Origin of the sequence: Rhizobium leguminosarum, assembly GCF_001679785.1 — a bacterium.
Taxonomy (GTDB): domain Bacteria; phylum Pseudomonadota; class Alphaproteobacteria; order Rhizobiales; family Rhizobiaceae; genus Rhizobium; species Rhizobium leguminosarum_R.
This window is the reverse complement of record NZ_CP016286.1, coordinates 979,317-997,709: the sequence shown is the minus strand read 5'-3', so window position 1 is coordinate 997,709 and position 18,393 is coordinate 979,317. Positions and strand designations below refer to the sequence as shown.

Here is an 18,393-nt window from a genome sequence, read left to right as displayed (position 1 = left end):
GGATGACAGCAATCACCATCGGCGTCGTGGACGATCATCCGCTTTTTCGCGAGGGTGTAACGCGTAGCCTGTCGGAGATCAGCGGCTTTATCGTCGTTGGCGAGGGGGCCAGCAGCGATGATGCCGCGATGATCGCTTCGGACAACCACCCCGACATCATGCTCCTCGATGTCTCGATGCCCGGCGGTGGGCTGTCTGCGATCAGTGACGTGTTGGCGCGGAGCCCTACAACGAAAGTGCTGATGTTGACGGTATCCGAGGAGGTGGACACTTTACTGGGAGCTCTGCAACGGGGCGCGATGGGTTATGTTCTGAAAGGTGTTGGTTCGCGTGGCCTCGCCGAAGCAATCCAAACCGTCCTGCGTGGCTCGCGATATATCTCGCCGACGATGTCGGCGAAAGTCATGGAGAATTCGTTGAATGGCGGAACCTCCGACAAAAGCAGCCTGACGCCACGGGAACGCGAGGTGATGGATCTTGTCGCTCAAGGCTTGTCAAACAAGCATATCGGCTTGCGTCTCAGCCTGCAGGAAAAGACCGTGAAGCACCATATGACCCAAATCCTGAGCAAGCTCGGCGCCTCAAACCGGACCGAGGCGGCTCTACAGTGGCGCGAACGGCGCTGAGACGAATTATCACCGCCTAACGTCAGCGAAGAAAGCGGCTCAATCGGCGGGCATCGTTTGCCGTTGCTTGTCGACTGATAATTGTCCGGCCCTTCGAGTCCTTCATAACGTAGCGACCGCGTTGCAGGGTTTCAGTTATGCCGTTCGAATGGCGGACGTCGATGGAGCCATCGGACGCCGCTGTTGCTCTCGCGCCCGATCTTGCTGGCGATCCTGTGCTAGAGGAAGACGATCCCCCACCACCGGCGGAATTTCCACCATTGCCGTTTCCCGAACCGCTATTGCCGTTGCCGCTGCCGCCACTATTGCCATTCCCTCCCCCGTTCCCATTGCCACCACCGCCGCCGTTGCCATTCCCTCCACCATTACCGTTGTTGCCGTCCTTTGCCTGCGCAAAGTCCGCCGCCAGAACAGGAAGGAAACCGCCGAAATTTAAACTGACTGGTGATGCAGCAGCGATGAGAGCGACGGCCGCACTGCCGCCCAATCTCAGAAAATCGCGTTTCCGGATACTCATGCCATAGCCTCGTTTGTCCGTTCGTTGCCCGCTTCCCATGCAATACGACGTATGAGACTTTTCGCTGTTCCAAGTAAAGAATGCAACCGACCTAGGTAGTAGGTGCGGCAAGACTTTGGTCCGCCTCTCGCCGAGTGCAATGCTTTTCATCGGAAAAACGCCGCACGGTGGCGCCGCAAGCGTTCCTCTGCTGGCGTCCGTTCGTACCTTCTATGGAACTTCTCCGCTTTTCGCCGCTTTGTCTGTTCAAGGTGCAACAGAGGAAACTTCCATGGCAAACCCAAACGAATCCCCCGCAGTCCAGTCCCTGCGAAAAGAACAGGCAGAGCAGCGGAAGCAGGCGCGAAAAGGCGAACTCGACAAAGCAATCGAGGATACATTTCCTGCGTCCGACCCCGTGTCTGCCACTCATACTTCTATTCCTGCCGGTCGCAGCGACGTCGAGGCGGCTGAGCGTGTGAAGCGGGAGCCGGATCCCACCAGGCTTGACGAGCAATATCCGTTTGTCGATCAAGCTCTACGCTCGACCGGCGACACCGCCCGCTCCTCCGAGGCCTCCGATGTCGATCGCCAAGGAATGCGGTCTCTTCAGAGAGAAGCAAGCCGCGTCGCCGAGTCCGCATCGGAACTGGCGTCCGGATCTGCTCGCCTGGCAAAGGCCGAAGCCCGCACATTCGTCCATGATCTCGAGGATCGCATACGCCGGCAGCCGCTGACGGCCGCAGCGATCGTCGCCGGTCTCGCCTTCGTCTTTGGCGCGACGCGTTGAGGAGCCAGCCATGGCAGCGCGATGGACTGGCGGCTGTCTTTGCGGATCCTGCCGGTACGAATTCGACGGTGATCCGCCGCATTCGGGATACTGCCATTGGGATATGTGCAAGAAGGCGACGGGAGGCCCTTTCGCGGTCCTGGTTCAGGCGAGGATCGACGATCTTGCCTGGACGGCCGATACGCCCACATCGTACCGATCGTCGCCGATCGCCACGCGCGGCTTCTGCGGCAAGTGCGGAACACCACTCTATCTTCAGTACGACGGCGACGAACTGATCCGGGTGACTGTCGGCTCGCTCGACCGCCCGGAGAAGATCAGCCCTGCGGGACATTACGGTGTGGAGAGCCGCCTTGATTGGGCCGATTGCGGAGGGGGACTTCCTGAGGAGGAAACTCAGGAGCGCTTTTAGATGTTGCCCGGCATCGCCCGGGCTTCTTGCGGGGGCCTCATGAAAATCGCAACCTACAATGTCAACGGCATCAATGGGCGGCTGGAGATCCTGCTGCGCTGGCTCAAGGAGGATGTCCCTGATGTGGTCTGCCTCCAGGAACTGAAGACAGACGATGCCAGGTTTCCGCGAAAGGAGATCGAACAGGCCGGCTACGGCGCCATCTGGCACGGACAGAGATCCTGGAACGGGGTTGCCATCCTGGCGAAGGGCAAGACACCGATACTGACGCGTCGCGGTCTTCCCGGCGATCCTGACGATACCCACAGCCGGTATATCGAAGCTGCCGTCGACGGCATCCTGGTCGGATGCCTGTATCTTCCCAACGGCAATCCGTTTCCAGGAGCAAAGTTCGATTACAAACTGCGCTGGTTCCGCCGTCTGCAGGACTACGCCGCCGAACTCCTCGAGCTCGAAGTGCCTTCGATCCTGGCCGGCGACTTCAACGTCATGCCGACGGAGATCGACGTCTACAAGCCGGAGCGATGGCTGGACGATGCCCTATTCAGGCCGGAAGTGCGCGAGGCCTATGCTCATCTCGTCGCCCAGGGCTGGACTGATGCCGTGAGGCACCTGCATCCGGGAGAGCGCGTCTACACCTTCTGGAAATACTGGCGGAACAGCTTCGAACGTGACGCCGGGCTTCGGATCGATCACTTCCTGCTCAGTCCGGCAGTCGCCCCGTTGCTTCGATCAGCAACCGTCAGGAGAAAGCCGCGCAGCTGGGAGCATACGAGCGACCACGCGCCCGTCATGATCGAGCTCGACGTTTCCGAAGCTGGAGCAGATCTGTAAGCCGTAGGCCGCTCGGGAGCGAGGGAACCTGTCACGTCGCCGAGAGTTATCCCAAAGCGCGGGACGGCATCCCTGCCCCACAATTCTCCAACCGAAAGTAACGCCATGGGCGAAAGCAAGAACTACCTGAACACCGACGAGATCCAGGCCGACGACCAGCTGTCGCCGAAGCCTGTCGAAGGAAAGGACCCGCCGAGGCACGTGCGCAAAAGCGAGGAAGCCATCGCCGAAGGCTCCGACGACACGGAGCGCGTACGGGTTCCGCCGCCGGTTCCGAATCCCGATTGATCGGAATATCTCGCACGTGACGCGCAGTTTTATTCATCTATGCCAAGATCATAGATGCGACCGGTCAGCCAGGCTGGCCAGTCTCGCTCGAAGAAGGATCTGGCGCTTTCATCGAATGTGCGGTTCGCACGCGTTGAAAGCCTGATCTCATTCCCATCAAGACGAACGACGATCTGCTCTTTGCGATGCGCTTCGCGTTCTTTCTGGAAGCGATAATCCTGCAACGGTCCTGAGCGCGCCAGCGGGAGAGATTCGCCTTCCGCGTCGCATATCGCCCGCGCCCCGCGGCTGCCGCCGCCGTTGCGAATGAAGAAATCAAGCGCGCTGAGCACGGCTTCCGAAGCAAGCGCCATATGCCACCATTGCACGCCGCGAACCGCCTCCGCTGCTCGACCGTAGGCGACGCCGTTATCGCGAATTTCAGCATTCAGCTTGCGTGCTTCGAGCAGGGCGCCGCTGACACTTTCCTGATCGCAGAGGATGCCAGCCTTTTCACTCATTCGCGCCTGTACTTGCGAACGGATAGATTTGACGGTGTGCGGGCTCTCGGTCCGAAGGACCGCAAGGAGGTCGGCGATGCCCGCCTCTGCGATATCGGCGATGTCATCTGCCGCCGACCGCTTTGCCCTGCCACTCGCGCTGATGTGCTCCGCCGCGCGCGTACCGAAGACTTGCCCGGCATTGAGCGCCGCTCCACCCGGCCTCGTCACGCCGTGTGTGCCCGCCGCCTCTCCGACCGCGTAACAGCCGCCGAGACTGCTGCGGCCCCAGGTATCGACCATGATGCCGCCGTTCATGTGCTGATTGTTGACGGCAAATTCCAGCGGCTCCTCGGCAATGTCGATTTTGGAGCGGCGATAGAGTTCGATCGCGAGCGGGTTCATATGCTTCAACCGATCGATCGGCATGTCCTGGTCGGCACCGGCCTTGCCGAGATAGAGACGGACGTCTTCATCCAGTCTTTCCAAGCTGAACGACAGGTCCCCCGGCAGCGGATTGCGATTGAAGTCCATGAAGACGCGCCGTCCCGCGGCGGTCTCCCTGAAGATGGCCAGATCGACCAGGCTCGAGCCGAAATCGAGCATGCGTGTCGCGTGAAATGGCCACTGATAGCCCTTGCGGAAGATGTTCGACGCCAGCTCCTGGGTGCTGCGATAGTATTCTGCCAGGAAGTGATGCTCGGCGCCTTCGGCGTCCACCGAGTAAATATGCGGGATCGCCTGGACGTAGGTGCCTGACAGATTCCACGGGAATCCCTCCCTACGTGTTCCGATGCCAAACTGGCTTTCGGTCAGGTTGACGAGTTCGACGCCTGCGTCCAGCGCCAATCCGAGAGAGCCGAAGCAGCCGTTGGGATAAACGCTGTCGCGATAGAGTTCACCCGGCCCGCCGGCGGCGAGCACGATCACGCCGCTGAAGAACAGCGCAAGGCCCAGCGGGTTCTCCTCCCTGCGGTCGCTGGCGCGCATGGCGACTATCCCGACGACGTGACGGTCACCGCCAGCGCCCTCGGTAAGGATCTTTACCGCGGTGGTCTGGTTGTAAAACGGCACTCCGAGCCGGATCGCTTCCTCGGCCAGCACCTTGACCATCAGGCGCGAGGTGCGCGGGCCGCAACTGGTGGCGCGGCCGACCTCGTCATGGTCGGTCTGATATCTGAGCGTCCCGCCAAGCGGATCTTGAGGCAGCGGCAGGCCTAAGAACTGGAGTGATGCCATCATCCGGGACGAGCCTACAGCCTCGACATAGGCCGTGTCCTCGTCCATCGCACCGCCGCTGCGGATGGCGCGCGCCATTGCCTTGTAATTGTCGCCCTGATCGGTCGTGTTTGCCGTGTGAAGAGTCTGCTTGTCCGATCCCGAACAGGCCGAGGTTCCACCCCACGCGCTTTGGCTGATAATGACGACGTCGTCGCCGCGCCGTTTCAATTCCACCGCCGCACGCAGACCCGCCGCGCCGGATCCGACGACGACGCAACCGGCTCGATAGATCGGCGCCTCGACGCCGGCGAGCCGGACCACGTCCGAACGGCCGGGCTCGGTTGGGAGCCGCGGCATGTCGACATCGGTCAGTGCGTCAAGAATTTCCTGCGGAACGTCTGTGGTCATCGGCGTTCAGCCCAGCGGGATGTCGACCCAGCGCCTTTGCCGGGAGGACTCCATGCATGCGTCGACAATCTGGCAGATGTGATGGCCTGTATCGAATGTCGGCCACATCGGCCTGTTTGCAACGATCGAGCGGATCACCTCGGCCACCTCGATGATCTTGCTTTCATTGTAGCCCAGGCCGAAATTCGGCAGAGGAAGGAAAGCCCGGAAAGTGGGGTTCTCAGGACCCACGTCGATCTCGCGAAAGCCGCGACGTCCCGTCAGGTCGTCGTTGGAGTAGAAGCGCAGCCGGTTTATCTCGTCATAGGTATAGGCGATGCTGCCTTTCGTTCCATAGATTTCATAGGTCTGCATGAACTTGCGGCCGGTCGCGACACGGCTGAAATCGACGATCCCGCCGGCGCCGTTCTCGAACCGGCACAGCAGATTGGTTGCATCGGGATTGGTGATATCAGCCCAGGTCTCATTGCCTGTCAGCTTCACCTGCTCGCCATAGGCAAGGCCTTCGACGACAGGCCGGCGCGGCGTCACGATGAGATTGTCGGCGATCAGGGAACTGACGCGGCCGACCAGGAAATCCATGAAGCTGAAGATGTGCGAACCGGTATCACCGACGATCCCGGTCGGCGCAAGCTTTCCGTCGCCCCGCCACATGAAGGGCGCGTTCGGATCGCCATACATGTCGACGTGCTGGCAGCCGCGGAATAGCTTGATCTCGCCAATTTCGCCGGATTGAATGATATCTTTCGCCAGATCATGGACGGGATTCCGAGGAAAGGCGTGTCCAACGCGGGTAATGACACCCTTTTCCCTGGCGATGTCGGCCAGTTCCCGCGCCTCGGCGGCGGTGTTTGCCAACGGCTTCTCGCAATAGACATGTTTGCCGGCCAGCAAGGCCGCCTTGGCCACCTCGTAGTGGAGATGGTCAGGCAGGCAGATATCGATCAGATCGACATCCGGATCAGCGACCGCGAGATTCCAATCCTGAAGAATTCTTGCACCCGGCGCCCTGTGAGAAAGGTCCCCGGCTGTCTTCGACGGACCTTCGACGAGAGCGACGATCCGTGCCGTTCCGTCCGACACTCCGAAGAAATGCGGAAAGGTCTGATAGGCCATCGTGTGGACCCTTCCCATCCAGCCCGATGCGCCAATCACTGCAACTCTGACTTCAGACATTGTCGTCTCTCCTCTCGACATGGCCTACCGGATTTCGGCGCGAGCCCGAGGCCGCGTATCGTTGCGTTCGTAGGCGAAGATGGCAGATGGAAGTGCAGGCAAGCCCCGAATGAGGTCCGAGCCTTTTTCGCCGACCATGATCGTCGGAGCGTTGGTATTGCATGACGGCACGCGCGGCATGACGGATGAATCGCAGACCCTGAGGCCTTCCAGGCCATGGACCTTGAGATCAAGTCCGACAACCGCATCGGGTCCCACCCCCATCTTGCAGGTTCCCACCGGATGATGGTCGGTCTTTGCGTTGGCGCAGCCGTAGTCGAAAAGCTGCTCGTCGGTCATCACCTTCGGTCCGGGAAGCCTTTCGGCCATGACATAGGGCTTCAGCGCCGCCTGCTGCATGATCTCGCGCGCGAGCTTCAGCCCTTCCAGGGACATCGTCCTGTCGTGAGGATCGGACCAGTAGTTGGGGTCGATCAATGGAGCGGCAGCCGGGTCGGAGGTTGACAGACGCACCGTCCCCCGCGACCGCGGATGCAGATAGGCGGAGTTAAGGGTCACGCCGGCATTCTTGAGCCGTTCGACACCCGCTTCGATGCCCGAACCCAGGCCGAGATGAAACTGGATATCAGGAGAACGGGCTTGCGGATCGACGTACCAGAAGCCGCCGGTCTCGAAGAGGGACGAGGCAACCGGTCCTGTGCGGAACAGGACATATTGAATCCCGGCCCAAACGGTCCGGTGGTATTTTGCGACGCCATCATAGGTGTGATCGCCCGTGCATTCGGCAATGACGAAAAGATCCAGGTGATCCTGGAGGTTGCCGCCGACACCCGGCAGATCGTGGAGCACCTTGACGCCCACCGACTTGAGATGGTCGGCCGGTCCTATGCCGGACTGCAAAAGCAGCTTCGGTGATCCGATGGCGCCGGAGGAAACCAATACTTCGCGGTCGGCGCGCACGATCTCCTGGCCGTGCGAGGTCACGATCTCGACGCCTGTCGCACGGGCTCCCTCCACGATAATACGCGCGACGCGCGTGCCCGTCCTGACCGTCAGGTTCTTCCGGTCCTTGATCGGCGAGAGATAGGCGAGCGATGCCGACGACCGGCGACGGTTGCGCTGCGTCAGCTGATAAAATCCCACGCCTGCCTGCTGGCGTCCGTTGAAGTCGTGATTGTAGGGAATGCCGAGCTCCTGCCCTGCACGGATATAGGCGTCGCAGATCGGCAGCGGCGCAGCAGGCATGGAGACGCCGAGCGGACCGCCATAGGAGTGGTAGTCGTCGGCGAAGCGCTGGTTGTCCTCCGCACGTTTGAAATAAGGAAGGATCGAACGATAGTCCCAGCCCTCGCAGCCGTCTTCACGAGCCCAGAGGTCATAATCCACCGCGTTTCCACGCGTGTAGAGCTGTGCGTTGATGGACGAGCCGCCACCAATGACTTTCGCCTGCGTATAGCGAAGCACCCGGCCTTTCATGTGCTTCTGGGGAACGGTTTCCCATCCCCAGCTGGCGACGCCTTTGGTCATCTTGGCGAAGCCCGCGGGCATGTGAAAAAGCGGATTCCAGTCGCCTCCACCCGCCTCGAGCAGGAGTACTCTGACATCTGGATCTTCGCTCAGCCGATTTGCAAGCACGCATCCTGCAGGGCCGGCGCCGGTGATGATATAGTCGAAACCCATCTTACTTTCCTATTTTGTCCGTTCGGTCTGCCAGCGCGTCTCGTGCCTGCAAGTCCTTCGACGCGATGTGATCTGCCACTCTCAGTGCCTGGCCGGCGATAGTGAGCGCAGGATTCACAGCGGCCGATGTGGGGAGGAAACTCGCGTCGACGACGAAGAGATTGTCGTGATCATAAGCCCGGCAATACGCGTCGAGCGGCGCAGCCGCGGGATCGTTTCCGATGCGGATCGTTCCGCACTGATGGGAGGGCGTGCGCTTGTCGAAGGGCCTCGCCAGCACGATCGGAAACCCGATCGACTTCAGTATTGCCTTCAGCCTGGCGACAAGCGCGAGATGAGCGTCCCAATTGGTTCGCTGCCATTGGAGAATAATCCGGTCTCCATCCACCATGACTCGGCTTTCGGGATTGGGAACGTCCTCGCTCATCGCATAGAAGTCGATGGCATGGCCGGTGATGAAGCGCAGAAGCCATTCCGGAGCCTGGGGCAGAGAGCCCTTGAGAACTCTCTCGGAGATGCGCCCCAGGAGCTGCACGTTGCCGAGGGGCGGCCCTCCCTCCCCGTCGGAGAGATAGAAGTCGTTGAAGGCAAACGTCTTCTGGTAGATGGAGGTGTTGCTGAACCGCGGCGAGACCCCGATGACCGCGGAGGCATTGTGGTTCATGAAGTTGCGGCCCACCTGGTCGGAAGAATTCGCCAGACCCTTTGGGAAGCGGTCGTTTTTCGAACGCAGCAAAAGCACTGATGATTGGACCGCCCCGGCGGAGAGGATCACGATCTCAGGCGAAACAGTCAGCGTCTCCCCGTTCTTGATGTAGGTCACCCGGTCGATCCGGCTCCCCGCTCCCGTGTCAAGCCCCGTCACCCGCGCATTGGTTTCGAGCCGGACGTTCTCGTGCCTCAGCGCCACTGCAAGGGCTGCGGTCTCGGCATCCATCTTGCCGTCGCGGGCGTTCGGATGCGCATCCCATGGTGTGCGTGCTTTGGAGAGCCAGGCGTCAAGATCGAGGCCGAGCGGCAGGGAAAACGGATGCAGGCCTTTCCGCTTGAGGCGCGCCCTGATATCGGCGATCGGCGCCTCGTCCGGGACGGGCGGGTACTCGTAGGAAGCCGAGTGGTGCGGTTCTGTGGGGTCTTCGCCAAGGCTGCCGCGGACCTGATACATGCGTTCGGCCTGGCAGTACCACGGCTCCAGCACCTCATACGGAAACGGCCAGGCCGGCGACACGCCCTCCCGGTGCTGGATGACGTCGAAATCTTGCTTGCGATAACGTGACAACACGGCGCCGTAGAACTTCGAATTCCCGCCGACATTGTAGTAGTTGCCGGGATTGAACCCCTTGCCGCTTGCCTCGTACCAGGTTTCCTTCGGTCGAAAATGTCCCCGCTGGAAGATCGCGCGCTGGTCGCGATTAACAGGAAGGTCGGCGATATGGTCGCCGGCTTCGAGGATCAATATCTGCGCACCGGTCACGGCCAGACCGGCCGCGACCGTGGCGCCGCCGACGCCTGAACCGATGATGACGATGTCAGGTGAACCGCTCATGTTAGCACCTGGCCCTCAAGCGATCCGCGCCTGTGTGTCCGGATCGAAGAAGACGGCCTTATCGAGATTGAAGGCGAGGCGGGTGTTTTGTCCGGGAGCGATGCCGGTATCGGCGCGCAGGCGGGCGACGACGGATTTGCCGCCGAGCTTGGTGACGGCGAAGGTGTCGGAGCCTGCCGGTTCGACCACCTCGATCAGGCAGTCGCCCTCGGTCAGCGAGCGCGCCTTGCGGTCGGCGCCATCGGGATCGGTTAGCGCCTCCGGCCGGATGCCGAAGATCACCTGTTTGCCGGTATAGGCAGTCAGGCCGTCATTGCCTGATATGACCGGCAATCTCAGCGGGGCGGCATTCGGCCGCTCCAGCGAGACTTCCAGCCCGCCGGCGCCGTTCTCGACGGTGGCGGTCAAGAGGTTCATCGCCGGCGATCCCATGAAGTCGGCGACGAAGATGTTGGAAGGGCTGTTATAGATCTCGGCCGGCGTGCCGAACTGCTGCAGCACGCCGTCCTTCAGCACGGCGATCTTGGTCGCCAGCGTCATCGCCTCGATCTGGTCATGGGTGACATAGACGAAGGTGGTGCCCATGCGCTGATGCAGCCGCTTGATCTCGGTGCGCATGTCGACCCGCAGCTTGGCATCGAGATTGGAGAGCGGCTCGTCGAACAGGAAGACCTGCGGATTGCGCACCAAGGCCCTGCCCATGGCGACACGCTGGCGCTGGCCGCCGGAGAGCTGGCTCGGCTTGCGGTCGAGCAGATGGCCGATCTGCAGCATGTCGGAGACCTGGGCGATCGCCCTGGCACGCTCCTCCTTCGGCACGCCGCGGATCTCCATGCCGAAGGCGATGTTGCCCGCCACCGTCATGTTCAGATAGAGCGCATAGGACTGGAACACCATGGCGATGTCGCGCTTGGAGGGATGCAGGCCGCTGATGTCGCGCCCGTCGATCCGGATATCGCCAGAGGTGATCGTCTCCAGCCCGGCAATGGTGTTGAGCAGGGTGGACTTGCCGCAGCCGGACGGGCCGACCAGCACGAGAAAGCCGCCCTTTTCGAGTTCGAGGTCGATCCCCTTGAGAATGTCGACGGCGCCGAAGCGCTTTTTGAGACCGGAGATTTCGAGGAAGGCCATGGATTACCCTTTGACAGCGCCCGCCATCAGACCGCGCACGAAGTAGCGGCCGGCGAGGATATAGACGATGAGCGTCGGCACGGCGGCGATCATCGCAGCCGCCATGTTGACATTGTATTCGACGACGCCCGTCGAGGTGTTGACGACATTGTTCAGCGCCACCGTCATCGGCATGGATTCGCCGGTGCCGGCATAGGCAGACGCAAACAGGAAGTCGTTCCAGATATTGGTGAACTGGTAGATCACCGTGACGACGATGATCGGCAGCGAGTTCGGCAGCATGATGCGGCGGAAGATCTGGAAGAAGCTGGCGCCATCGACCTGGGCGGCCCTGACCAGCTCGGTCGGAAAGGCCTCGTAGAAATTGCGGAAGAACAGCGTCGTGAAGCCGAGGCCATAGACGACATGCACGAAGACCAGATTGATCGTCGGATTGCCGAAGCCGAAGTTCCAGCCCATGGCGTTCTGCAGCGTCATACCGAAGCGGCCGAGCGAGCCGAGGATCGTTGCCATCGGCAACAGCACCGACTGGAACGGGATGAAGCAGGCAAACAGCATCAGCCCGAACACCAGCGTGTGGCCGGGAAAGCGCCACTTGGTCAGCACATAACCGTTCAGCGCCCCCATGATGGTGGAGATCGCGACAGCCGGCACCACCATCTTGATCGAGTTCCAGAAGTAGCCCTTGATGCCGGCGCAGGTGAGCCCGACGCAGGTCTCGCCCCAGGCCTTGATCCAGGGATCGAAGGTCGGCGATTGCGGCAGCGCCAGCATGTTGCCGCCCTGGATCTCGTCCATGGTCTTGAACGAGGTCGTCAGCATGACGAAGAGCGGCATCAGGTAGAGGACGGCAAAGATCAGCAGCAGGCCGTAGATGACGGTGCGGCCGATCCAGCGGGTGTTGTTGTTCCTGCTGTCGCTGGTCTGCGGCAGCGTTGCCGAGGCTGCTATCGGAGAGGTCACGCTGCTCATCGCGCCTTCTCCTTCAGTTCGGAATAGAGATAGGGGACGATGATCGCCGAGATCGTCATCAGCATGATGATGGCGCTGGCCGAGCCGACGGCCATCTCGTTGCGCTTGAAGGTATATTCATACATGAAGTTCGACGGCAGCCAGGCCGAGCCGCCGGGGCCGCCCGAGGTCAGCGCCACCACCAGGTCGTAGGACTTGATCGCCATATGGGCGAGCACGATGAAGGCGGAGAGAAAGATCGGCCGCAGCAGCGGGATGACGATGCGGCGATAGAGCTGGAATGGCGAGGCGCCGTCGATCTGGGCCGCCTTCATGATCTCGCCGTCGATGCCGCGCAGCCCCGCCAGGAACATCGCCATGACGAAGCCGGATGCCTGCCAGACACCGGCGATGACGACGGTGTAGATGACGAAGTCCTTGTTCTTGATCCAGTCGAAGTGGAAGCTCGTCCAGCCAAAATGGTGCAGCGTCTGTTCCAGCCCGAGGCCGGGATCGAGGAACCATTTCCAGGCAACGCCTGTCACGATGAAGGAGAGCGCCATCGGATAGAGGAAGATCGGCCGCAACACGCTCTCACCGCGGATCTTCTGGTCGAGCAGGATGGCGAGGAACAGACCGAGCGCCAGGCAGATGCCGATATAGAGGAAGCCGAAGATCGCCATGTTGGTGATCGAGGTGTACCAGGAAGACGGCGGATCGCTCTCGAAGGTCCAGCGCCACAGCCGTTGATAGGCGCGTGCCCCGGTCAGCGCATAGGAGGGGAATGTCTTGGAATTGGTAAACGACAGATAGGCCGTCCAGACGATGAAGCCGTAGACGAAGATGATGGTGATGACGAAGCTCGGCGCCAGCACGATCTTCGGCAGCGCATCCTGCAGCCGGCCCCTCAACGAGACCCCCGTCGATTGCCTCGGCGTCAGAACCGGATCGGTGGTCGCAACGGTGCTCATGGAATGTCATCTCCTGCCTGCATGATCGTCCGGGCAATCGGCCCCGCATGATCATCCCTGCATGATCGGCGTGGAGCCTGAAGCTTCCCCGCCAGCAGGCGGGGAAGCATTGTCATCACAAATGGTCTCAGCGGGCGTCGTCGATCGCCTGGACGAGCTGCTTGACGGCTTCGTCGGAGGTCTTGATCTGGCCATGGACGAACTTCGAGACGACATCCTTATAGGCATTGGCGATGGCAGGCGGTGCGCCGTAACCTTGCGCCAGCGAGCCGAACAGCGTGCCGCCTTCGTTGGCTGCCTTCAGATCGGCGATACCCTTCTTGCCGCAGGCATCGAAGTCGGTATCGGGAACGTCGGTACGGGCCGGCACCGAACCCTTGACGACGTTGAAGGCCGACTGGAAGCTCTTCGACAGCGTTGCCGTTGCCAGCGCCACCTGGGCCGCCTTGCGGTCGTCGGGGACGTTGAACATGCCGAACATGTCGGAGTTGTAGACCACGCTGCCGTCGGTGCCCGGGAAGCGGTAGCACAGGAAGTCGGTGTCCGGCGTCTTCTTGGCGGCGACGAATTCCCCCTTGGCCCAGTCGCCCATCACCTGCAACAGCGCGTCACCCTTGATGACCATGGCGGTCGCCAGATTCCAGTCGCGGCCCGAGAAGTTCGGGTCGACATATTTGATGATCGTCGCCAGATTATCGAAGGACTTCTTCATCGTGTCGGACTTCAGCGATTCATCGTCGAGGTCGTTGAAGGCCTTCTTGTAGAACTCCGGCCCGCCGGTCGACAGCACGATGGAATCGAACATCGTCGCTTCCTGCCAGTTCTGGCCGCCGAGTGCCAGCGGGATGACGCCGGCAGCCTTGGCCTTGTCGAGCAGCGCGATCAGCTCCTCGAAGGTCTTCGGCTGAGTGCCGCCGATCTTGTCCATCACCGCCTTGTTGATCCACAGCCAGTTGACCGAGTGGACGTTGACCGGGGCTGCAACCCACTTGCCGTCATAGACCGAGAACTTCTGCAGGGCCGCCGGAACCGACTTGTCCCAGCCTTCCTTCTTGGCCGTCTCCGTCAGGTCGCCCATGACGCCGGCCTGAGCATAATCGAGCACGGTATAGCCGAGCATCTGCGAGGCCGTCGGATAGGTGCCTGCCGCCACCATCGCCTTCAGCGCCGTCATCGCCGCATCGCCGCCACCGCCGGCAACCGGAACATCCTTCCAGGCAAAACCTTCCTTGGAAAGATCCTCCTTCAATACGTTCAGTGCCGCTGCCTCGCCGCCTGACGTCCACCAGTGCAGCATCTGCACTTCCTTCACGTCAGCGGCTTGGGCGGACACGCTGGCGCCGGCCAGAGCCAATGCGATCATTGCAGTCGTAGTCAGAAACCTATTCATCGAAGAACCTCCCAGTTCCATCTTGGAGGATGCGGGACCTATTCCCGCACCAATCACCCGCCCTCCTCGGGCGTAGTTCGGCCGCCGGCTAAGCCGGCTTTTCCGTCTGCGGCATCCACCAGCTGGTGCGTTTGCCGATATGCATGTTGAGCGTCTTGGTCTCGGTGTAGTCTTCGACCGCATGGCGGCCGAGCTCACGGCCGAGGCCGCTTTGCTTGTAACCGCCGAAGGGAAGTTCCGAAGCACCATCCATAAAGGTGTTCATCCAGACCGTCCCCGCCCGCACCGACCGGCCGATCGTCAGGCACGTGTCGAAATCGCGGCTCCAGATACCGGCTGACAGGCCGTAGTCGATGGAATTCGCAATCCTGATCGCTTCGGCTGACGTCTCGAATGTCAGCACCGAAAGCACCGGGCCAAAGACTTCCTCGCGCGCCACGGCCATATCAGGGGTGACCTCTTCGAGGATCGTCGGCGACATGAACTGCCCCATGCCGAGATCGAGCGTCTCGCCGCCATGTGAGACCCGGGCACCGCTGCTCCTCGCGCCGGTGACGTATCCCGATATCTTCTCCAGATGCTCAGGCGTGATGATGGCGCCGACCTGCGTCGAGGGATCGAGCGGGTCGCCGACCTTCACCGCCTTCGACAGCTCGGCGATCCGCTTGACGACATCGGAAGCGATTGACTTGTGAAGGATCAACCGCGAGCCGGCGTTGCAGCACTCGCCGGCGTTGAAGTATGCGCCGAAGACCGCGGCATCGATGAATGCATCGAGATCGGCATCCGGGAACACGATCTGCGGGTTCTTCCCACCCAGTTCCAGCGAGACCTTTTTCAGCGTCTGTGCGGCATTCGACATGGTCAGCTTTCCGACGCCGGTCGAGCCGGTGAAGGACACCATGTCGACGCCGGGATGCGACGTCATGACCGCGCCGACCTCGGGTCCCGTACCGGTGACAATGTTGACGACGCCATCCGGAATGCCTGCCTCCTGCAGGATCTCTCCCAGCACCAGCGTCGATCCTGAGGTCAGTTCGGAGGGCTTGACGACGGTCGTGCAACCAGCGGCCAAGGCGAATGGCAGCTTCTGGCCGACGATCAGGAACGGAAAGTTCCAAGGCGTGATGATCGACACTACGCCGATCGCTTCGCGCAAGACGACGCCGAGCGTGCCGTCGCCGAGCGTGTTGTAGCTTTCACCGTGAAGGTCGCGGGCAAGAGCCGCCGCATAGCGCCATATGTCAACGGAGCCTGCAATTTCTCCCCGCACCTGTGTGATCGGCTTTCCTGCCTCGATAGCATCGAGAAATGCCAGCTCCTCTGCGCGCGCTGCGATCAGATCGGCCGCCTTGAGCAGGATCGCGGAACGTTCGGCAGCGGTCATTCGGGGCCACGGCCCAAGATCGAAAGCCTTGCGTGCCGCGGAAATCGCACGCTCGGCGTCCCTCTTGCTGCCGGTCGGAAACCGGCTGATCACGACACCATGGCTTGGCGCGACTCGCTCGATCGGATCGGAGCTCCCTGCCTCCCATTTGCCGTCGATGAGCATCTTGAAATCACGCGCTTTGTGGTCGCTGAGCGCGGTGGGGTTGACGAGAACCGTCATTACCATTCTCCCTTGAACGTTGCCGGGCGCTTCTCGCTGAAAGATGCGACGCCCTCCTTCAGATCGCCGGTCTTCGCAGCGAGGATCGAGCCCAGGGCTTCGACCGCGGTTCCATTGTCTTCGCCGTTTGCCGATGCGATCATCAATTTCGCGATCTCGGTCGCAGCCGGCCCCCTTGCGGCGATCCGCTGCGCATATTCCCGGGCGGCCGCAAGCGCGTTTCCTGTGGGAACAACCGCGTCTACGATCCCGAGCAGGCGTGCCTCCTCGGCGGTGAATATCTCGCCGCCCAAGGCCATGCGCCGGACGGCCTGCGCCCCGAACCGGCGCACAAGACGCTGGGTCCCGGACCAGCCCGGTACCATGCCAAGGCCGGTCTCCGGCAGGCCGATCTTGATCTGTTCCTCTGCAAGGCGAATGTCCGCAACCCCTGCAAGCTCTAGCCCTCCTCCGAGGGCGTGGCCGTTCAGAGCCGCGATCAGCGGCATCCGGAGCGTCGCCAGTCTTTCGAAGATACGGTGGCCATGCCGAACCCAGAGATGACCGAACTCCTGAGGCAACATTCCGCCCCAGGCCTTGATATCGCCTCCGGCTGAAAAGCCCTTTCCTTCGCCGGTGAGAATGGCAGCGCGCACATTTGCGTTCGCCTCTACCGCGTCGGCCGCGTCCGCCAACGCTTTCAGCATATCGAGATCGAGTGCGTTCAGCTTTTCCGGACGAGAAATCGTCAGCGTCGCAACATGTCCATCGACGTCAATTCTAACGGTTCCGCTAGCCATGGAAGCTGCCCTCCAGCGTCCGTGCCTTCTTTTCTGGAAGCGACAGACCGATGTTTGTTTCCCGGAAAAGCGCGGCGTCCATGACCTTCAGGCCGGGCGCCACGATCAGCGGAAACTCCGACTGATCGAGGATGTGGGCCTGGAGATCGACGCCGGGCGCGATCTCGGTGAGGACGACGCCGTCGGGCGTCAGCTTCATCACGCACCGCTCGGTGACATAGGTGATGTCCTGCCCCTGCTCGATCGCGCGCCTGCCGCTGAAGGTGACATGTTCGACCTCGTTCACGAGCTTCTTCAGCTTGCCTTCCTTCTCGATGAGAAGAGCGCCATAGGCGATCGAAAGCTTCGCTCCGGCGTTGAACATGCCTGAGAAGACGATCTTCCTCGCCCGCGCCGTGATGTCGACGAAGCCTCCGGCGCCCGCCGTCACATGCGGCCGGAAGGAAAGCTTGGAGACGTTGACCGAACCGTCTTTGCCGATCTCGAGGAAGGACAGCAGCGACGCATCGAAGCCTGCACCCTGGAAATAGGTGAACTGATAGGGAGACGGCATATAGGCGTCCGTGTTGGACGCACAGCCAAAGGCGAAATCGAGCAGCGGCACGCCACCGACCGCGCCTTGCTCGATGACCCAGGTGACTGCGCCGTGAAGCCCTTCCTCCAGCAGGATGCGCGGCACGTTGGCCGATATGCCGAAGCCGAGATTGACGCAGCTTCCCGCTTGCAGTTCCTGCGCGACACGACGCGCGATGACTTTCTGAACATTGAACTCCGGAACGCTGAAACTATCGAGCGGGCGGAAGATCTCCCCCGAAATCGCCGGATCGTATTGCGTCTGCGTCGTCTGCTTCTGTTCCGGATCGACGATGACATAGTCGACCAGCATTCCCGGCACGCGGACGTCATGGGGCTTCAGCGAGCCTTCCTTGGTGATCCGCTTGACCTGCGCGATGACGATGCCGCCGTTGTTGCGCGCGGCCAGCGCTTGATCGAGGCCGCCGAGATAGGCGCCTTCATGTTCGTATGTCAGATTGCCGCGCTCGTCGGCGGTGGTAGCGCGGATGATGGCGACCTCAGGGACGATCGAGGGAAAGAACAACCAGTCGTCACCCTCGAAGCGCACGCGCTTGACCACCGGATGCTCCGAAGCCAGGCCGTTCATCGCGCAACCCTGCCGTTCAGGATCGACGAATGTATCGATACCGATCTTGGTCAGGACGCCCGGCCGCTTCGCGGCGGCCTCGCGATGAATATCGAAGAGGATACCCGAGGGAATGTTGTAGGCCGGGATTTCGTTGTTGGTGATCATTTGCCAGATCAGCGGCGGCTCTGACGACGATGGACCGGACGGATAGGAACCGCCGATGATGCGCTTGAGCAGCCCCTTCTTGGCGATATGGTCGACGCCCTTGATGCCGCTCATGTCGCCGGCGGCGATAGGATGAAGGGTGGTAATATCGCGGGGATGCCCGGTCGCATCGAAACGCTCGCCAATCGCCTTCAGCATGAAGTCCGGGCAACCGAGACCGCTCGAGGAAGACACCGTTACAACGGCGCCATCCGGGATCAGCGCGGCTGCTTCAGTCGGGGTCAGATGCTTCTTCAT

The 18,393-nt window shown here is 61.4% G+C and carries 17 protein-coding genes; 5 read left to right on the top strand and 12 right to left on the bottom strand.

Annotated elements, in window-relative coordinates; translation table 11 throughout:
• Window positions 1–2: 2 nt before the first annotated feature.
• Window positions 3–626, top strand: a complete 624-nt coding sequence (locus BA011_RS05110; RefSeq protein WP_065279644.1) for a response regulator — start codon at window positions 3–5, stop codon at window positions 624–626.
• A gap of 22 nt (window positions 627–648) precedes the next feature.
• On the opposite strand, the gene BA011_RS41100 is transcribed toward BA011_RS05110, so the two are convergent.
• The gene (locus BA011_RS41100; RefSeq protein ID WP_151343386.1) at window positions 649–1,143 is read right to left on the bottom strand and encodes a hypothetical protein; all 495 of its coding nucleotides are present in this window, start codon (window positions 1,141–1,143) and stop codon (window positions 649–651) included.
• A gap of 271 nt (window positions 1,144–1,414) precedes the next feature.
• Between BA011_RS41100 and BA011_RS05105 the strand changes: the two genes are divergently transcribed.
• From BA011_RS05105 to BA011_RS05090, 4 genes are all read left to right on the top strand, one after another.
• A complete protein-coding gene (locus tag BA011_RS05105) occupies window positions 1,415–1,912 on the top strand; it encodes a hypothetical protein (RefSeq protein WP_065279643.1) in 498 nt (165 codons plus the stop codon).
• A 10-nt stretch (window positions 1,913–1,922) separates the two neighbouring features.
• Window positions 1,923–2,324 carry a GFA family protein gene (locus tag BA011_RS05100; RefSeq protein WP_065279642.1) on the top strand — a complete coding sequence of 134 codons (402 nt, stop codon included), beginning with the start codon at window positions 1,923–1,925 and terminating at the stop codon, window positions 2,322–2,324.
• A 39-nt stretch (window positions 2,325–2,363) separates the two neighbouring features.
• Complete coding sequence (gene xth / locus BA011_RS05095; RefSeq protein WP_065282415.1) at window positions 2,364–3,158, top strand: exodeoxyribonuclease III; 795 nt, start codon at window positions 2,364–2,366, stop codon at window positions 3,156–3,158.
• A 105-nt stretch (window positions 3,159–3,263) separates the two neighbouring features.
• Window positions 3,264–3,446, top strand: coding sequence for a hypothetical protein (locus BA011_RS05090; RefSeq protein WP_003547647.1), 183 nt, complete (start codon window positions 3,264–3,266; stop codon window positions 3,444–3,446).
• A 29-nt stretch (window positions 3,447–3,475) separates the two neighbouring features.
• On the opposite strand, the gene BA011_RS05085 is transcribed toward BA011_RS05090, so the two are convergent.
• From BA011_RS05085 to BA011_RS05035, 11 genes are all read right to left on the bottom strand, one after another.
• A complete protein-coding gene (locus BA011_RS05085; protein WP_065279641.1) occupies window positions 3,476–5,554 on the bottom strand; it encodes an FAD-binding protein in 2,079 nt (692 codons plus the stop codon).
• 6 nt (window positions 5,555–5,560) lie between these two features.
• Entirely contained in the window at window positions 5,561–6,730 is a 1,170-nt protein-coding gene (locus BA011_RS05080; protein WP_065279640.1) for a Gfo/Idh/MocA family protein, read from the bottom strand.
• A gap of 24 nt (window positions 6,731–6,754) precedes the next feature.
• The gene (locus BA011_RS05075) at window positions 6,755–8,410 is read right to left on the bottom strand and encodes a GMC family oxidoreductase (protein ID WP_065279639.1); all 1,656 of its coding nucleotides are present in this window, start codon (window positions 8,408–8,410) and stop codon (window positions 6,755–6,757) included.
• A 1-nt stretch (window position 8,411) separates the two neighbouring features.
• Window positions 8,412–9,956, bottom strand: a complete 1,545-nt coding sequence (locus BA011_RS05070) for a GMC oxidoreductase (protein WP_065279638.1) — start codon at window positions 9,954–9,956, stop codon at window positions 8,412–8,414.
• Window positions 9,957–9,971: 15 nt separating this feature from the next.
• Window positions 9,972–11,087 (bottom strand): ABC transporter ATP-binding protein, encoded by a 1,116-nt coding sequence (locus BA011_RS05065; RefSeq protein ID WP_065279637.1) that lies wholly within the window; start codon window positions 11,085–11,087, stop codon window positions 9,972–9,974.
• Between the two features lie 3 nt (window positions 11,088–11,090).
• A complete protein-coding gene (locus tag BA011_RS05060) occupies window positions 11,091–12,059 on the bottom strand; it encodes a carbohydrate ABC transporter permease (RefSeq protein ID WP_065279636.1) in 969 nt (322 codons plus the stop codon).
• Complete coding sequence (locus tag BA011_RS05055; RefSeq protein ID WP_065279635.1) at window positions 12,056–13,009, bottom strand: carbohydrate ABC transporter permease; 954 nt, start codon at window positions 13,007–13,009, stop codon at window positions 12,056–12,058. The genes BA011_RS05060 and BA011_RS05055 overlap by 4 nt, the downstream gene beginning before the upstream one ends.
• A gap of 127 nt (window positions 13,010–13,136) precedes the next feature.
• On the bottom strand, window positions 13,137–14,399 hold the full coding sequence (locus BA011_RS05050; RefSeq protein WP_065279634.1) for an ABC transporter substrate-binding protein: 1,263 nt from the start codon (window positions 14,397–14,399) through the stop codon (window positions 13,137–13,139).
• Window positions 14,400–14,487: 88 nt separating this feature from the next.
• Complete coding sequence (locus BA011_RS05045) at window positions 14,488–16,008, bottom strand: aldehyde dehydrogenase family protein (RefSeq protein WP_065279633.1); 1,521 nt, start codon at window positions 16,006–16,008, stop codon at window positions 14,488–14,490.
• Window positions 16,008–16,787, bottom strand: coding sequence for an enoyl-CoA hydratase/isomerase family protein (locus BA011_RS05040; RefSeq protein WP_065279632.1), 780 nt, complete (start codon window positions 16,785–16,787; stop codon window positions 16,008–16,010). The genes BA011_RS05045 and BA011_RS05040 overlap by 1 nt, the downstream gene beginning before the upstream one ends.
• Window positions 16,780–18,393 carry an acyl CoA:acetate/3-ketoacid CoA transferase gene (locus BA011_RS05035; RefSeq protein WP_065279631.1) on the bottom strand — a complete coding sequence of 538 codons (1,614 nt, stop codon included), beginning with the start codon at window positions 18,391–18,393 and terminating at the stop codon, window positions 16,780–16,782. The genes BA011_RS05040 and BA011_RS05035 overlap by 8 nt, the downstream gene beginning before the upstream one ends.

Coding starts and splice junctions, on each gene's coding strand:
- BA011_RS05110 (WP_065279644.1), top strand. CDS start 3: ATGACAGCAATCACCATCGGCGTCGTGGACGATCATCCGCTTTTTCGC.
- BA011_RS41100 (WP_151343386.1), bottom strand. CDS start 1,143: ATGAGTATCCGGAAACGCGATTTTCTGAGATTGGGCGGCAGTGCGGCC.
- BA011_RS05105 (WP_065279643.1), top strand. CDS start 1,415: ATGGCAAACCCAAACGAATCCCCCGCAGTCCAGTCCCTGCGAAAAGAA.
- BA011_RS05100 (WP_065279642.1), top strand. CDS start 1,923: ATGGCAGCGCGATGGACTGGCGGCTGTCTTTGCGGATCCTGCCGGTAC.
- xth (WP_065282415.1), top strand. CDS start 2,364: ATGAAAATCGCAACCTACAATGTCAACGGCATCAATGGGCGGCTGGAG.
- BA011_RS05090 (WP_003547647.1), top strand. CDS start 3,264: ATGGGCGAAAGCAAGAACTACCTGAACACCGACGAGATCCAGGCCGAC.
- BA011_RS05085 (WP_065279641.1), bottom strand. CDS start 5,554: ATGACCACAGACGTTCCGCAGGAAATTCTTGACGCACTGACCGATGTC.
- BA011_RS05080 (WP_065279640.1), bottom strand. CDS start 6,730: ATGTCTGAAGTCAGAGTTGCAGTGATTGGCGCATCGGGCTGGATGGGA.
- BA011_RS05075 (WP_065279639.1), bottom strand. CDS start 8,410: ATGGGTTTCGACTATATCATCACCGGCGCCGGCCCTGCAGGATGCGTG.
- BA011_RS05070 (WP_065279638.1), bottom strand. CDS start 9,956: ATGAGCGGTTCACCTGACATCGTCATCATCGGTTCAGGCGTCGGCGGC.
- BA011_RS05065 (WP_065279637.1), bottom strand. CDS start 11,087: ATGGCCTTCCTCGAAATCTCCGGTCTCAAAAAGCGCTTCGGCGCCGTC.
- BA011_RS05060 (WP_065279636.1), bottom strand. CDS start 12,059: ATGAGCAGCGTGACCTCTCCGATAGCAGCCTCGGCAACGCTGCCGCAG.
- BA011_RS05055 (WP_065279635.1), bottom strand. CDS start 13,009: ATGAGCACCGTTGCGACCACCGATCCGGTTCTGACGCCGAGGCAATCG.
- BA011_RS05050 (WP_065279634.1), bottom strand. CDS start 14,399: ATGAATAGGTTTCTGACTACGACTGCAATGATCGCATTGGCTCTGGCC.
- BA011_RS05045 (WP_065279633.1), bottom strand. CDS start 16,008: ATGACGGTTCTCGTCAACCCCACCGCGCTCAGCGACCACAAAGCGCGT.
- BA011_RS05040 (WP_065279632.1), bottom strand. CDS start 16,787: ATGGCTAGCGGAACCGTTAGAATTGACGTCGATGGACATGTTGCGACG.
- BA011_RS05035 (WP_065279631.1), bottom strand. CDS start 18,393: ATGAAGAAGCATCTGACCCCGACTGAAGCAGCCGCGCTGATCCCGGAT.